Origin of the sequence: Aurantimonas sp. C2-5-R2 (genome assembly GCF_036549495.1) — a bacterium.
Taxonomy (GTDB): domain Bacteria; phylum Pseudomonadota; class Alphaproteobacteria; order Rhizobiales; family Rhizobiaceae; genus Aurantimonas; species Aurantimonas coralicida_A.
Genome location: NZ_JAZHLJ010000004.1, coordinates 41,654 through 57,062 on the forward strand (window position 1 = coordinate 41,654; position 15,409 = coordinate 57,062).

The 15,409-nt window shown below is 65.2% G+C and carries 13 protein-coding genes; all 13 read left to right on the top strand.

Features of this window, described 5'->3' with window-relative positions:
• Positions 1 to 150 precede the first annotated feature (150 nt).
• The 13 genes from VQ044_RS03040 to lnt all read left to right on the top strand — a co-directional run bounded on the left by VQ044_RS03040 (position 151) and on the right by lnt (position 15,407).
• Positions 151 to 3,012 (top strand): [protein-PII] uridylyltransferase, encoded by a 2,862-nt coding sequence (locus tag VQ044_RS03040; protein ID WP_327645276.1) that lies wholly within the window; start codon positions 151 to 153, stop codon positions 3,010 to 3,012.
• Complete coding sequence (gene murJ, locus VQ044_RS03045; protein WP_327645174.1) at positions 3,009 to 4,619, top strand: murein biosynthesis integral membrane protein MurJ; 1,611 nt, start codon at positions 3,009 to 3,011, stop codon at positions 4,617 to 4,619. Before VQ044_RS03040 ends, murJ begins: the two co-directional genes overlap by 4 nt.
• Positions 4,620 to 4,728: 109 nt before the next feature.
• Complete coding sequence (trpS, locus tag VQ044_RS03050; protein WP_327645175.1) at positions 4,729 to 5,796, top strand: tryptophan--tRNA ligase; 1,068 nt, start codon at positions 4,729 to 4,731, stop codon at positions 5,794 to 5,796.
• A 111-nt stretch (positions 5,797 to 5,907) separates the two neighbouring features.
• Positions 5,908 to 6,399 (top strand): universal stress protein, encoded by a 492-nt coding sequence (locus tag VQ044_RS03055; RefSeq protein WP_327623629.1) that lies wholly within the window; start codon positions 5,908 to 5,910, stop codon positions 6,397 to 6,399.
• A gap of 118 nt (positions 6,400 to 6,517) precedes the next feature.
• On the top strand, positions 6,518 to 7,090 hold the full coding sequence (locus tag VQ044_RS03060) for a NifU family protein (protein WP_327623630.1): 573 nt from the start codon (positions 6,518 to 6,520) through the stop codon (positions 7,088 to 7,090).
• 70 nt (positions 7,091 to 7,160) lie between these two features.
• On the top strand, positions 7,161 to 7,877 hold the full coding sequence (gene tsaB / locus VQ044_RS03065; protein ID WP_327645176.1) for a tRNA (adenosine(37)-N6)-threonylcarbamoyltransferase complex dimerization subunit type 1 TsaB: 717 nt from the start codon (positions 7,161 to 7,163) through the stop codon (positions 7,875 to 7,877).
• 94 nt (positions 7,878 to 7,971) lie between these two features.
• The gene (locus VQ044_RS03070) at positions 7,972 to 8,496 is read left to right on the top strand and encodes a GNAT family N-acetyltransferase (protein ID WP_327623632.1); all 525 of its coding nucleotides are present in this window, start codon (positions 7,972 to 7,974) and stop codon (positions 8,494 to 8,496) included.
• A 54-nt stretch (positions 8,497 to 8,550) separates the two neighbouring features.
• Positions 8,551 to 9,423, top strand: coding sequence for a lysophospholipid acyltransferase family protein (locus VQ044_RS03075; protein ID WP_327645178.1), 873 nt, complete (start codon positions 8,551 to 8,553; stop codon positions 9,421 to 9,423).
• Between the two features lie 51 nt (positions 9,424 to 9,474).
• Entirely contained in the window at positions 9,475 to 10,896 is a 1,422-nt protein-coding gene (gene miaB / locus VQ044_RS03080) for a tRNA (N6-isopentenyl adenosine(37)-C2)-methylthiotransferase MiaB (RefSeq protein WP_327645179.1), read from the top strand.
• Positions 10,897 to 10,937: 41 nt separating this feature from the next.
• Entirely contained in the window at positions 10,938 to 11,936 is a 999-nt protein-coding gene (locus tag VQ044_RS03085) for a PhoH family protein (protein ID WP_327645278.1), read from the top strand.
• Positions 11,936 to 12,490: an rRNA maturation RNase YbeY gene (gene ybeY / locus VQ044_RS03090; protein ID WP_327645181.1), complete on the top strand. Its 555-nt coding sequence runs from the start codon at positions 11,936 to 11,938 to the stop codon at positions 12,488 to 12,490. Before VQ044_RS03085 ends, ybeY begins: the two co-directional genes overlap by 1 nt.
• Before the next feature lie 15 nt (positions 12,491 to 12,505).
• Positions 12,506 to 13,585 carry a hemolysin family protein gene (locus VQ044_RS03095; RefSeq protein WP_442872851.1) on the top strand — a complete coding sequence of 360 codons (1,080 nt, stop codon included), beginning with the start codon at positions 12,506 to 12,508 and terminating at the stop codon, positions 13,583 to 13,585.
• A gap of 163 nt (positions 13,586 to 13,748) precedes the next feature.
• Positions 13,749 to 15,407, top strand: a complete 1,659-nt coding sequence (gene lnt, locus VQ044_RS03100; RefSeq protein ID WP_327645279.1) for an apolipoprotein N-acyltransferase — start codon at positions 13,749 to 13,751, stop codon at positions 15,405 to 15,407.
• The last annotated feature ends 2 nt before the right edge of the window (positions 15,408 to 15,409 follow it).

Below are 15,409 nucleotides of genomic sequence, written 5' to 3' on the forward strand. Positions count from 1 at the left end.
AGGGTCATCCGCTTCCGCGGGTGGCCCTTTTTTCGTTCAGGAGCGATGCCTTGGTGGCGCGGAAGCCATGGTGAGTTTTCTCGCAAGGGGTCTGCGAATGGGTTATAGCCTTCGCCGCGAAGCGAACAAGCAGCAGGACCGCATATGACCATGCTCGAGGCCAGCCCCGCCCAGCCGAGCCTCCTGCCGTTCGTCGAGACCGGCGAACAGGTCCAACTCGACGGCATCCTCGACGTCGAGATGCTGCGATCGGGGCTCGCGTCGATCGCCGAAAAGGACTCTTCCGGCGGCGCTTCGACGGCGGCGCGGGCCGAAGTTCTGGCGCTGCTCAAGGATACCATCCGCCACGGTCGGACGATGATCGAGGAGATGCTGTTCGAAGATGGCGGCGGCCTCTTGTGCGCCCAGCGGCTCGCCTCGTTGCAGGACGCGGTGATCCGGGAAATCCACGATTTCGCTCTGCGCTACGTCTTTCCCTCGGCGAATCTGTCCTCCGGCGAGCGTATGGCGATCTTGGCGGTCGGCGGTTACGGCCGCGGCACGCTCGCGCCCGGATCCGACGTCGATCTGTTGTTTCTCCTGCCCTACAAGCAGACCGCGCTCGGCGAGCAGGTGGCCGAATATCTGCTCTATCTGCTGTGGGATCTCGGCTTCAAGGTCGGGCACGCCACCCGCACGGTCGATGAATGCATCCGGCTGGCCCGCTCCGACTTCACCATCCGGACCTCGATCCTGGAACGCTGGCTGATCGCCGGCGCCGAGGAATTGCTGATCGAACTCGGCCAGCGCTTCGAGGCCGAAATCGTCGAGGGGACCAGCGAGGAGTTCATCGCCGCCAAGCTCGGTGAGCGCTCCGTCCGTCACGCCAAGACCGGCAACACCCGCTATCTGGTCGAGCCGAACGTCAAGGAAGGCAAGGGCGGCCTGCGCGATCTCAACACTCTGTTCTGGATCGCCAAATATCACTACCGGGTGAACTCCACCGAAGCGCTCGTCGAGGCCGGGGTGTTCTCGCGGCGGGAGGGACGGCTGTTCCATAAGGCCGAGGATTTCCTCTGGGCGGTGCGCTGCCACATGCATTTCGTCGCCGGCAAGGCGGAAGAACGGCTCTCCTTCGACCTGCAGCCGGAGATTGCCGCGCGTCTCGGCTACAACTCCCATCCGGGGTTGAAGGATGTCGAGCGCTTCATGAAGCACTACTTCCTGATCGCCAAGGACGTCGGCGATCTGACGCGCATCTTCTGCGCGGCGCTGGAAGAGCAGCACGCCAAGACCGCCCCGGGCCTGCGAGGCTTCGTGCGCAGCTTGCGCAATAGGGCCAGGAAAATCCCCGGCACGCTCGCCTTTCATATCGACAACAACCGCATCAACGTCACCGGGCCGAACGTCTTCCGCGACGACCCGGTGAACCTGATCCGGATCTTCCGGCTCGCCGCGCTGCATGAGCTGGAGTATCATCCGGACGCGCTGAAGCTGATCCGCCGGTCGATCCGGCTCGTCAACGCCGATCTGAGGGAGGATCGGGATGCCAACAGCCTGTTCCTCGACGTTCTTACCGACCCGGTCGACCCGGAACTGCATCTGCGCCGGATGAACGAGGCCGGCGTGCTCGGACGATTCATTCCGGATTTTGGCAAGATCGTCGCGATGATGCAGTTCAATATGTACCACCACTACACGGTGGACGAACATCTGCTGCGCTCGATCGCCACACTGTCGCGGATGGAGCGCGGGGAGCTCGCCGACGAAGTGCCGATGTCCACGGGGTTCATGCGCACGCCGAAGGACCGCACGGCGCTCTACGTGGCGTTGCTTCTGCACGACGTCGCCAAGGGCCGGCCGGAAGATCACTCGGTCGCCGGCGCCAGGATCGCCCGCCAATTATGCCCGCGCCTCGGCCTCGACGAGCGCGAGACGGATCTCGTCGCCTGGCTGATAGAGGACCATCTGGTGATGTCGATGACGGCGCAGCAGCGCGATCTCAACGACCGCAAGACGATCCTCGATTTCGCCGAACGGGTGCGCACGCTCGACCGGTTGAAGCTGCTGACGGTGCTGACGGTCTGCGACATCCGCGCTGTCGGACCCGGCGTCTGGAACGGCTGGAAGGGCCAGCTCTTGCGGACGCTCTACATGGAGACCGAACCGACGCTGACCGGCGGCTTCACCCAGTCGTCGCGGGGCGAGCGGATCGCTCTCGCGCGCGCGATTCTGGCCGAGCGGCTGGCGGCCTGGCCCGCCCTCGAGCGACAGGTCTATCTCGATCTGCACTATCCCAATTATTTCCTCACCGCCCCGCTCGAGGATCAGGTCCGCCACGCCGAGTTCATTCGAACCGCCAAGGCCGACCAGCCGCTTGCCACCAGCGTACGGACCGACAAGTTCCACGAGGTGACCGAGATCATGGTGCTGGCGCCGGATCATCCGCGGCTGTTGTCGCTGCTGGCGGGCGCCTGTGCCGGGGCCGGGGCCAACATCGCCGACGCGCAGATCTTCACCATGTCCGACGGTCGCGCGCTGGACGTCATGGTGCTCAACCGCGAATTTGTGTCCGACGATGACGAGATCCGCCGCGCCCAGCGAATCTGCGACAACATCGCCAAGCTGTTGCAGGGGAGCGAGATGCCGGCGAACCTCATCGCGCAGCGCAAGCCCTTGCGCAAGACGACGCTGTTTCCGGTCAAGCCGCGGGTCAGCGTCGACAACGATTTGTCGAACCAGTTCAGCGTCATCGAGGTCGAGGGGTTGGACCGCCCGGGCCTTCTGTCGGATGTCACCGGCGCGATTTCCGACCTCAATCTGGACATTCGCTCGGCCCATATCTCGACCTATGGCGAAAAGGTCGTCGACGTCTTCTACGTCACCGATCTGATCGGCACCAAGATCACCAGTGAGACGCGGATCGAGCGCATCGAGGCGCGCCTGACGCGCGTTCTGGAAAGCTCCGAGGGCGAAGTGTCCTCGTCCGTCGTCATGTCATCCCCTCGCGCTTTCGGCATACCCCATCGATGAGCCTGCTTTCCAAGTTTGCAACGGTCGGCGGGGCGACGCTCGTCTCCCGCATTTTCGGCTTTGGCCGCGAGATGATGATGGCCTCCGCCCTCGGCGTCGGCCCGGTGGCGGATGCGTTCAACCTCGCCTTCCGCTTTCCGAACCTGTTTCGCCGGCTGTTCGCCGAGGGCGCCTTCAACGCCGCCTTCATTCCGCTGTTCGCGCGGTCTTTGGAGGAGGAAGGCGAGGAGGGTGCCCGGGGCTTCGCCAACGAAGTGTTCTCGACGCTGTTCACGATCCTCGTGGCTGTGACCGTGCTGGCGATGATCTTCATGCCGTTCCTGGTCAAGACGATCATCGCGCCGGGTCTCGCGGTCTGCATCGACGACCCGGCGGCCGGCGGCAACGTGATCTCCTGTGCCGCGCGCTACGACATCACCGTGACCTTCTCGCGCATCATGTTTCCCTATCTCGCCTGCATGTCGCTGATGGCGATGGTGTCCGGCATCCTCAACGCCTTTCGCCGCTTCTTTGCCGCGGCGGTGGCGCCGACGCTGTTGAACTTCATCCTGATCGGCGTCCTTGGCTTTGCGCTCTGGGACGGCGCCGACAAGGCGACGATCGGCTTTTTGATGAGCTGGGGTGTCCTGATCGCCGGTTTCGCGCAGCTCGCCATGGTGGTCGTCGCCATGCGCATGGCCGGCTTCAGCGTCGCGCTGCGGTGGCCGCGTTGGACCAAGCGGCTGAAGCGGCTTCTGGTTCTGGCCGGTCCGGCCGCGCTGATCGGCGGCATCACCCAGATCAATCTGTTCGTCGGCCAAGCGATCGCCTCCTTCAAGCCAGGCGCTGTCTCAACCCTGCAATACGCCGACCGGCCCTATCAATTGCCGCTCGGCATGGTCGGTATCGCGATCGGCGTCGTGCTCCTGCCGGAGCTGGCGCGGGCGCTCAAGGCCGGCCGGCTGCGGGAAGCCCAGCATACCCAGAACCGCAGCCTGGAATTCGCGCTGTTCCTGACGCTGCCGGCTGCCGTCGCACTGTTCATCATCCCCGAGCCGATCATCCGCGTCCTCTACGAGCGCGGCGCCTTCGACGCGGCCGCGACCCCCGCCGTGGCGGCGGTTCTCGGGCTTTATGCCCTCGGCCTGCCGGCCTTCGTCATGGCGAAGGTATTCACGCCCGGCTATTTCGCCCGCGAGGACACGCGGACGCCGATGATCGCGACGCTGATCTCGGCCGGCGCCAACATCGTCCTGTCGCTCATCCTGTTCTGGCTGATCGCGGAACGCGGCATTGCTCTGGCCACCACCATCGCCGGCTGGCTGAATGCCGGTCTGCTTTTCGCCGGGCTGTATCGAAAGGGCCTATGGGAGATCGACCGCGAACTGGTGAAGCGCTCGGCTCTGGTGGTTCTGTCATCGCTGTTGATGGGCGCTGTCCTGGTCCTGGAGATGGTCGAACTCGGCGACTGGCTGCGGCCAGAATCGCCCGTCACCACGCAGGCCCTCGCGATTCTGATCCTTGTGTCCTCGGCCATGGCGATCTATTTCGCGCTGGCGTTGGCGACCGGCGCGGCGGATCGCAAGCTGTTTCTGGCTGTGCTGAAGCGAAAGAAGCCGCAAATCTGAGCGGCGCCGACGGCGTTGCCCGAACCGGCCCACGCTTGATCGCGGCCGATCTCTCCGCCATAACGCCCGCGATTTTCCACACCGCCGCGATCCTTTGGAGCCGCCGACCATGAGCGACATCACCCCACGCGTCTTCTCCGGCGTGCAGCCGACCGGCAATCTGCATCTCGGCAACTATCTCGGTGCGATCAAAAAGTTTGTCGCCCTGCAGGAGAGCCACGACTGCCTCTATTGCGTCGTCGACCTGCACGCGATCACCGCGCAGCTCGTCCAGGACGATTTACCGGGACAGATCCGTTCGATCACCGCGGCCTTCCTGGCGGCCGGCATCGACCCGAACAAGCACATCGTCTTCAACCAGAGCCGGGTCTCCGGCCACGCGGAGCTCGCCTGGATCTTCAACTGCGTCGCCCGCGTCGGCTGGATGAACCGGATGACCCAGTTCAAGGAAAAGGCCGGCAAGGACCGCGAGAACGCCTCGCTCGGCCTGCTGGCCTATCCCAGCCTGATGGCCGCCGACATCCTGCTGTACCGCGCGACCCATGTCCCGGTCGGCGACGACCAGAAGCAGCATCTGGAGCTCACCCGCGACATCGCCGCGAAGTTCAATTTCGACTTTGCCGAGCGCATCGAAGCGACTGGGCTCGCGGTGCCGATCACCGGAGGCGAGGAAAGCACCGCGGGCTATTTCCCGATCACCGAGCCGCTGATCGAAGGGTCGGCGACCCGGATCATGAGCCTCAAGGATGGGGCCAAGAAGATGTCGAAGTCGGACCCGTCGGATTTGTCGCGGATCAATCTGACCGACGATGCCGACGCCATCGCCAAGAAGATCCGCAAGGCCAAGACCGATCCCGACGCGCTTCCCTCCGAGGTGGACGGCCTGAAGGAGCGGCCCGAGGCCGACAATCTGGTCGGCATCTTCGCCGCGCTCGCCGAGCGGTCGAAGGGCGATGTGCTGGCCGAATATGGCGGCCGGCAGTTTTCCGAGTTCAAGCCGGCCCTGGCGGAGTTGGCCGTCGACATCCTCGCGCCGATCAGCGGTGAAATGCGCCGCTATCTCGCCGATCCGTCGCATATCGACGCGGTCTTGAAGGATGGCGGCGAGCGCGCCGGCGCCATCGCGGACGCGACGATGAAGGACGTCAAGGACATCGTCGGCTTTCTGCGCGATTGATCCGCTAGTTCGTCGGCGCAGGCCGGTTGTCATTTTCCGTTCGTCGGGAGTGAACGCGCCGGCCACCACCACCATCTTGCCGTGCGGCCCCGGCGCTGCCATCTTGCCGCCATGGTATCAAGACGCATCGGTCGGGACGCCGGCGGCAAACGCAAGTTCCTCGCCATCATCGACGAAACCCCCGAATGCGGGCGCGCGGCGGCGTATGCCGCGTATCGCGCCAAGGCGAGCGGCGGCGGCGCGGTGCTGCTCTACGTGATCGAGCCGGGAGACTTCCAGCATTGGCTCGGCGTCGAGAAGATCATGCGTGCCGAGGCGATCGAGGAGGCCGAGACGCGGCTTGCCAAGGTCGCCGACGAACTGCGCGAAAAGGTCGGGATCGAGCCTGAGGCCGTGGTGCGGGAAGGCACGATGATCGACGAGATCCACGCGTTGATCGAGGCCGATCGCGAGATCGCGATTCTCGTCCTGGCGGCCGGCGAGGCCTCCGAGGGGCCGGGGCCGCTGGTTTCTTCGGTGTCGGGCAAGGGCGCGGCGTTCCCGATCCCGGTGACGATCGTGCCGGCGACTTTGACCGATGAGGATATCGCCAGCCTCTGTTGAGGAGCGATTTGGCACCTTATCTTCAGTTTACGTCTTGTTGCAGCGAGCGCAGCGCTGCTGTAAGTTTAGAACAATTCCAAAGATTGCCGCGGCGTCGATGCCGCGAAAGGGGCGTGACATGTTCATCCAGACCGAAGTGACACCGAATCCCGCGACGCTGAAGTTCCTGCCGGGCCGCGTCGTCGTCGAGAACGGCACCATCGAATTCCGCTCGAACGAAGATGCCGAGCGTTCGCCGCTGGCGACGCGATTGATGCAGATCCCCGGTGTGACCAGCGTCTTCTTCGGCTATGACTTCGTCACCGTCACCAAGGACGGGCCGGACTGGCAGCACCTGAAGCCGGCGATTCTCGCCGGGCTGATGGAGCACTTCATGTCGAACGAGCCGGTCATGGCGGACATGGCCGCCGGCGAAGCGATGCCGGACGGGGAAGAGTTCTTCGAGGAAAGCGATTCGAGCACCGTCGCGACCATCAAGGAACTGTTGGAAACCCGCGTTCGCCCGGCGGTGGCCCAGGACGGCGGCGACATCACTTTCCGCGGCTATCGCGACGGCACGGTGTATCTCAACATGCGCGGCGCCTGCGCCGGTTGCCCGTCCTCGACGGCGACGCTGAAGCACGGTATCCAGAACCTGTTGCGTCATTTCGTGCCTGAGGTCGAAGCGGTGGAGGCGGTCGAGGCCGCCTGATGCCGCAAGATCGACAGTCGCGTCCGCTTCGCCGGCGCTTTTCCAGCGCCGAAAGCGCCCGCCCGCGCAGATGACCTCTCTGCTGTTGGCCATCGACACCGCGTTCGAGCGCTGTTCGGCGGGGCTCCTCGATCTTCGCTCCGGCGCAATCGTCGGGTGTGCCGAACCGGAGATCGGCAAGGGACACGCGGAACGACTGATGGGGGTCGTCGACGCGGTTCTGGAAAGCGCCTCGGCTAGCTATGCGGACATTGCCAGGATCGCGGTCACGGTCGGACCCGGCTCGTTCACCGGGCTGAGGGTCGGCGTGTCGGCGGCGCGTGGTCTCGCGCTGGCGCTCGGCGTTCCAGCTATCGGCGTGACGACACTGGAAGCGCTTGCGGCGCCCCATGTTGGTGGCGGCAAGCCGATCCTGTGCGTCCTCGACGCCAAGCGCGGCGAGGTTTATGCGGCGCTCTTTAGCGCCGACGGGATGCAGATCGAAGCTCCGCGGGCCTTGCCGCCGCAGGCGCTCCAGGCCTTCGTCGCCGGTCTTTCGCAAGACCAGACGATCGGACTTGTCGGAACCGGCGCGGCGATCGCCGCGGCGGTTCTTCAGCCGCGAGCCAACGTAGTCCTGACGGATGAGGCACGCGTCGATATTGCCGTGCTGGCACGGCTTGCGGCAGGGCGCGAGTCAGGCGAGCCGCCGCGTCCGCTCTATCTGCGGGGCGCCGACGCCAAACCCGCTTCCGCGACGGCGGGTGTCGCCTTTGGAAGCGAAAGCACTCCTCAACTCTTGCTGTGATACTCTGTGTCGAGTGAAGCTTGCGGTCGGCCCTTATCCGGCCGATAGCGCCGCTGACACAGCGGAATGAGCGGGCAGAGAGGAAAACAGGCCGATGTACTGGTTTTTGCCCTGGACCTGGACGGTCTCGTTTCTGGACAGTTGGCTGAGCGGTCAGGAGATCGCCGCGGCGCCGCTGGAGGATTCCGATATCGACGCGGCGGCCGATCTCCACAGCGAAGCCTTCGATCATCCCTGGTCCGGCGATGAACTCGCCTCTCTCCTCAGCCAGAAGGGCGGTATCGGCATCGTCGCGCGACATGTCGGCCATCCGTCGGAGCAGCCGCTGGGCTTCGTGCTCGCCCGCAACATCGACGGTGAGGCGGAGATCCTGACGATCGCCGTCGCCAAGCGCGCGCGCAACCACGGCGTCGGCCGTCTCCTGATGGACCAGTTGCTACAGCAGCTTTATGCAGAGGGCGCGGCGTCGCTGTTCCTCGAGGTCGACGAGGAGAACGCTCCGGCATTGAAGCTCTACCGTCGGTTGCGCTTCCAGGAGGTTGGCCGCCGGCCGGCCTATTACCGCCAGCCGGACGGCCGCACGACCAGCGCGTTGATGCTCAAGCGGACACTGAGATAGCGACGGCGGCGCCATGGCGTACAGGATGATGACCGCGCCACCGGGGAGTGAGCGATGATCGGATGGCTGCGCGTCGGCTTCGTGGCCGCGATCCTCACCGCGCTCACTCTCGTGTTATGGCCGCTCCAGAGCCTGGCGATTGCGCGCGGCTGGAGCTTGGCACGTCGACTGCCCGTGGCCTGGCACCGCATCGCCTGCACTGTCGCCGGCATCGAGGTCAGGATCGTCGGGCAGCCGAGCCAGACCCATCCGCTGCTGCTTGTCGCCAATCACCAGTCCTGGGCCGACATCATGGTGCTCGGCAAGATCACGCCGCTGTCGTTTATCGCCAAGGCGGAAGTGCGGGACTGGCCGGCCTTCGGCTTGCTCGCCCGGCTCCAGCGCACCATCTTCGTGGAGCGGGAGGCACGCCGGCGCACCGGGGTCCAGGCCGACGCCATCGCCGAGCGGCTGACGGCCGGCGATGTCATGGTCTTGTTCGCCGAGGGCACGACCTCGGATGGCAACGCGGTGCTGCCGTTCAAGACGGCGCTGTTCGGCGCCGCCCAGTCGGCACTTCGCTCCTACAAGGCCCATGCGGTCACCGTGCAGCCGGTGGCGATCGCCTATACCCACGCCAATGGCGTGCCGCTCGGCCGCTATTTTCGGCCGTTAGCCGCCTGGCCGGGCGCCGTCGCGCTGGGTCCGCACCTTCTGACCTTTCTCAAGGAGGGCGCGATCCGGGTCGAGGTCTCGTTCGGCACGCCGATCCCCTTCGGCGAATCGTCCGATCGCAAATTGGTGGCGCGCACGGCCGAGGCCAGCGTCCGAAACATGCACGCTGCGAGCCTTCGCGGTCACAGAACGGAGGCAAAAGACCCCTCCGTGCTACGCGAAAATGATCGGGCGCTTGCGCCGCGTCATGATGCTGTCGATATATGGGTCTAATTCATCCCTGTCGGCGCCAAGCTGGCAGGCTCGGTCCGACCAGAAGGGCGCATGACTGAAACGATCGAAGCACGCGAGCCGGCGACGGCCGGGGACAAATCCCGCAAAGTCTTCATCAAGACCTATGGCTGTCAGATGAACGTCTACGACTCCCAGCGCATGGGCGACGCGCTGGCGAAGGACGGCTATCGGCAGACGGAGACGATGGAGGACGCCGATCTCGTACTCCTGAACACCTGCCACATCCGCGAAAAGGCGGCGGAGAAGATTTATTCCGAACTCGGTCGCATTCGTCTCTTGAAGGCGGACAAGGCTTTGCGGGGCGAGGAACTGCGCGTCGGCGTCACCGGCTGTGTGGCCCAGGCCGAGGGCCGCGAGATCATCGACCGGGCGCCGGTCGTCGACCTGGTCATCGGCCCGCAGACCTATCACCGTCTGCCCGAGGCGCTCGCCCGCGTGGCGAAGGGCGACAAGGTCGTGGACACCGATTACGCCGTCGAGGACAAATTCGCACATCTGCCGCGCGCCGAGGCGCCGCAAATCCGTGCCCGCGGGGTGACGGCCTTTTTGACCGTGCAGGAAGGCTGCGACAAGTTCTGCACCTTCTGCGTTGTGCCCTATACGCGCGGCGCCGAGGTGTCCCGCTCGTTCGGCCAGATCATGGACGAGGCGCGTCGGCTGGCCGATGCCGGTGTGCGCGAGGTGACGCTGCTCGGCCAGAACGTCAACGCCTGGTCCGGCAAGGATACCGCCGGCCGGCCGATTGCTCTTGGCGGCCTGTTGCGCGCGCTCGCCGAGATTCCCGGGCTCGGGCGGCTTCGCTACACGACGTCGCATCCGCGCGACATGGACGACGATCTCATCGCCGCCCATCGCGATTTGCCGACGCTGATGCCCTATCTGCATTTGCCGGTTCAGTCCGGCTCGGACCGCATCCTGAAGGCGATGAATCGCCGCCATACGGCCGCGGACTACCTGACGCTGCTCGACCGGATTCGTGCCGCCCGGCCGGACATCGCCCTGTCCGGCGACTTCATCGTCGGTTTTCCCGGCGAGAGCGACGCGGATTTCGAGGCGACGATGCGCCTCGTCGAAACTGTCGGCTACGCCTCGGCCTTCTCGTTCAAATATTCCCCGCGTCCCGGCACGCCGGGCGCCGACATGGACGACCACGTCGATGAGGCGGTGAAATCGGAGCGGCTGCAGCGGTTGCAGGCGCTGTTGCGCGAGCAGCAGATGGCCTTCGCCGAAAGCCTCGTCGGCCGCGACGTCGAGATCCTGGTCGAAAAGCCAGGCCGCTATGCTCATCAGCGGGTCGGGCGCTCGCCCTTCCTGCAGCCGGTGGTCGCCGCCGCCGATGTCGGCGAGGTCGGCGATCTGGTGACGGTGCGCATTGCAGCAACGCTGCCGAATTCCCTGCTTGCCGAGGGCTCCGGGGCGGTCCGGGCCGGCGATGCGAGGAAGGTCGCGTGAGGGCCGAACGCGGAACCGCGCCCGCCTCCGGCGCATCGGATATGGCGCATATCGTGTTGACCTACGAGGACAACCGATTGGCAAGTTCGCTGTTCGGCCAGTTCGACGAGAATCTGGCCCTGATCGAGCAAAAGCTTGGCATCGATGCGCGGGCCCGTGGCAACAAGATCGAGATTCGCGGCGATCAGGTCGCCAGCGAGCAGGCCCGTCGCTCGCTGGACTATCTCTATGAGCGTCTTCAGGGCGGCCACGAGATCGGCAAGAACGACGTCGAGGGCGCCATTCGCATGGCGATCGCCCAGGACGACCAGCTCTATTTGCCGACGCTTGAAAAGAAGGGGCGCATGTCGCTCGCGCAGATTTCAACGCGCCGCCGCACGATCCACGCCAGGACGCCGACCCAGGACGCCTATATGCGGGCTCTGGAGCGGTCGGAGCTCGTCTTCGGGGTGGGCCCGGCCGGCACCGGCAAGACCTATCTCGCGGTTGCTCATGCGGCGATGCTGCTGGAGCGCGGCCAGGTCGAGCGGATCATCCTGTCGCGGCCGGCGGTCGAGGCCGGTGAGCGGCTCGGCTTCCTGCCGGGCGACATGAAGGAGAAGGTCGATCCGTATCTGCGTCCGCTTTACGATGCGCTTTACGACATGATTCCGGCCGAGAAGGTGGAACGCGCTCTGGCGGCGGGCGCGATCGAGATCGCCCCGCTCGCCTTCATGCGCGGCCGCACGCTGTCCCATGCCGCGGTGATTCTCGACGAGGCGCAGAACACCACCACGATGCAGATGAAGATGTTCCTGACTCGTCTGGGCGAGAATGCCCGCATGGTGGTGACGGGCGACCCCTCCCAGGTGGATTTGCCGCCTGGCCAGAAATCCGGCCTGATCGAGGCGCTCCGCATTCTGGAAAAGGTGCCGAGCGCGGTCACGGTTCGCTTTGAAGCGAAGGACGTGGTGCGCCATCCGCTGGTTCAGGCAATTGTCGAGGCTTACGAGGAGGATGCGGTGCGCCATCGTGCGTCGGCTAGCCCGCTGGACAGATAGTGCGATCGGGAAAATCAGGATACGTTCCGTATGAAGGGCTGACGGTCGCCCTTTCGATCGAGGCGACGGAGTGGGAAGCGGCGGGGCTCGGCGATGTCTCGGCGATGGCGCATGGCGTTTTCGCCGCGACGGCCGGGCGGATTGGCCTGCCGGAGGATCTGCAAAGCGAGATCGCCGTGACGCTGGCCGACGACGAGACCGTGCGCGCCGCCAATGCCGAATGGCGCGGCAAGGATCGCCCGACCAACATCCTGTCGTTTCCGATGGCCAATCTTGCGCCCGGCGATCGTCCGGGGCCGCTGTGCGGCGATCTCCTGCTGGCCTTTCAGACCGTGCAGCGAGAGGCCCGCGCCGAAGGCAAGCGCCTCGCCGACCATTTCCGCCACCTTCTGGTGCATGGCTTTCTGCACCTCATGGGCTTCGATCACATCGACGAAGCGGAGGCCGAGGCCATGGAGACGCTGGAGATCGCGATCCTCGCCGACCTCGGTATTGCGGACCCCTATCGCGAATGCCTCGAAAATCCCCCAAAGCCGGTTATGATGGCCGACTGAACGATGAGTGAGACGATGAACATTCAGACGCACGCGACGGGTCCGAACGACCACGACGCGGTAGACGCCGCCGAGGATGGCGGCGAGCGAGGCGCTGGCGACGACCGAAGTCGGCGCGGCGGAAAACCCAGAAAAGAGCGGGGATTTATCGGCGGTCTTGTCCACCGGCTGCGACCGCGCATGCCCAATCTGATGCGCGAGGATCTGACCCAGGCGCTGCTCGAGCCGGGGCACGGCGAAGGGGCCTTCTCCCCCGAAGAACGCGCCATGCTGAACAACATACTGCGGTTGCGGGAGGTCCGGGTCGAAGACGTCATGGTTCCGCGGGCCGACATCCAGGCGGTCGAGATCACGACCACGCTCGGCGAATTGATGAAGCAGTTCGAGGCGAGCGGCCACTCGCGCATGCCGGTCTATGGCGAGAGCCTCGACGATCCGCGCGGGATGATCCACATCCGCGATGTCGTCGGCCACATCACGCGGGTTGCCCGTCCTGCCAAATCCAACGGCGGCGATAGCCAGCCGGCCAAGAAACCCCGGTCGGGGCTCGATCTTCGGCAGATCAACCTGGCCCGGCGCGTCGCCGATCTCGGCATCATCCGCACGGTGCTGTTCGTTCCGCCCTCCATGCTCGCCTCGGACCTGATGGCGCGGATGCAGGCGATGCGCACGCAGATGGCGCTGGTCATCGACGAATATGGCGGCACCGACGGGCTGGTCTCGCTGGAGGACATCATCGAGATGGTCGTCGGCAATATCGAGGACGAGCATGACGACGAACCCGCGATGATCACCGAGAGCGGCGACGGCATCTATTATGCCGACGCCAAGGCCGATCTCGACGAGGTCAAGAAGCTGGTCGGCGAGGATTTCGACATCAGCGAATACGAGGACGAAGCCGACACGATCGGCGGTCTGCTGTTCTCCGAACTCGGGCGAATTCCGGCCAGGGGCGAAGTCGTCCAGGCGGTCCCGGGCTTTGAATTCCAGGTCCTCGACGCCGACCCGCGGCGCGTGCGTCGGGTGCGGATCGTCCGCTTCCAGCAGGGGGAAAAGCGCCGTCGCATCGTCGAAGGGCTGGCTGATGCGCCTTGAGGAGGACATGGTTTCGTCGTCTGCCGGACGGAAATCGGCGCGACGGTGACGTTTCGCTAGCGGTCCATTCGGGGCGGGAACGATCAGGATTCGTCGACAGCATTTGGGGGACAATGTGAGCGTCATCTCTCGACGTGACGGACGCCAGCGCGAGGGGGGCCTCCTGGATCGGCTGGCCGGTTGGGTCTTGCTGCTGGAGGGCTGGCGCCGCGTCGTCCTGACCATCGCCGCCGGTGCCCTGTGTACATTCGCGCTGCCGCCGTACAATTTTCCTGCGGTCGGCTTTGTCGGCTTTCCATTGCTCGTCTGGCTGCTCGACGGTGTCGTCGTCGATCCTGGCCGCTCGCTGATCCGCCGCATGGCGCCGGCCTTTGTCACCGGATGGCTGTTCGGCTTCGGATACTTCGTCGCCGGCTTGTGGTGGCTGGGGGCGGCCATGCTGGTCGATGCGGCGGCCTTCGCCGCTTTCATCCCGCTCGCGGTTCTGGGGCTGCCCGCCATCCTGGCGATCTATTATGGTCTGGCGGCCGTGCTCGCCCGGCTTGTCTGGGGCGACAGCGCCCTGCGCATTTTCGCGTTGGCGGGCGCTTTCGCGCTGTTTGAGTACCTGCGCGCCATTCTCTTCACCGGCTTTCCCTGGAACGAGATCGGCGTGATGGCCGCACCGGTGCCGCTGCTGATGCAGACGTCGAGCCTGGTCGGGGTCCACGGCCTGACGCTGCTTGCCGTCATCGTGTTTTCCAGCCCAGCCGTTCTCATCGACCGCCGCGGGCGCGGTCCCGTGCTGGTGGTCGCCTCCGCGCTCCTTATCTTCCACCTGGGGTTCGGCTTCTGGCGAATGCAGGTGAATCCGACCGAATTCGTCGAGAACGTGCGGCTGCGGGTGGTTCAGCCGAACATCGAACAATCGCTGAAATGGGAAGCGACCCAGGCCGAGTCGATCTTCGATCGGCATATCCGCTTGACCGAGGCGCGGGCGGAGCCCTCCACGGTCCCCGGCGCGACCATCGCGCTATCGTCCGATACCAAGGCGCCCGCGACCGGCGCGGCACTGCCGCCGCCGAAGACCCTCGTCATCTGGCCGGAATCCTCGTTTCCCTTTCTCTTGACCGAGCGGCCCGATGCGATCGCCCGCATCGCCGACACGCTGCAACCGAACGAAACGCTGATTGCCGGCGCGGCCCGCATCGAAGGCCCGGACATTGCGACCTCGCGGGTCTACAATTCGGTCTATGTCATCGACGACGAGGGCGAGATCGTCGCGGCACGCGACAAGACCCATCTCGTCCCCTTCGGAGAATATCTCCCGTTCCAGGAATTTCTGGAAGGCTTCGGCCTGTCGCAGCTGGCCGAGATGCCGGGGGGGTTCTCCGCCGGAGCCGCGCGCGCCAAGGTGGCGCTCGATGGCGCTCCTTCGTTCCTGCCGCTGATTTGCTACGAGATCATCTTTCCAGGCGAGATCGATGTGGGGACGGCCGAAACGCGGCCCGGCTTCCTCGTCAATGATACCAACGATGCCTGGTACGGAGCGACGCCGGGTCCCTACCAGCATCTGCGACTTGCAGAACTCACCTCGGTCGCGGTTGGCCTGCCGCTCGTGCGCAGCGCGAACACCGGAATCTCCGTCGTTAACGACTCCTACGGCCGGCAGATCGGCGGGCTGGCGCTTGGATCGACCGGCACGATCGAGGTCGGATTGCCGCGCGCGGGGGCCCCCACGCTTTTCGCGCGCTTCGCAAGCCTGCCGTTTTGGCTTGCATTCGCAATAACATGGGTTGTCGCAGTGGTATCCCGGTTAAGGATGCGCGCGAGGATTGATTGACT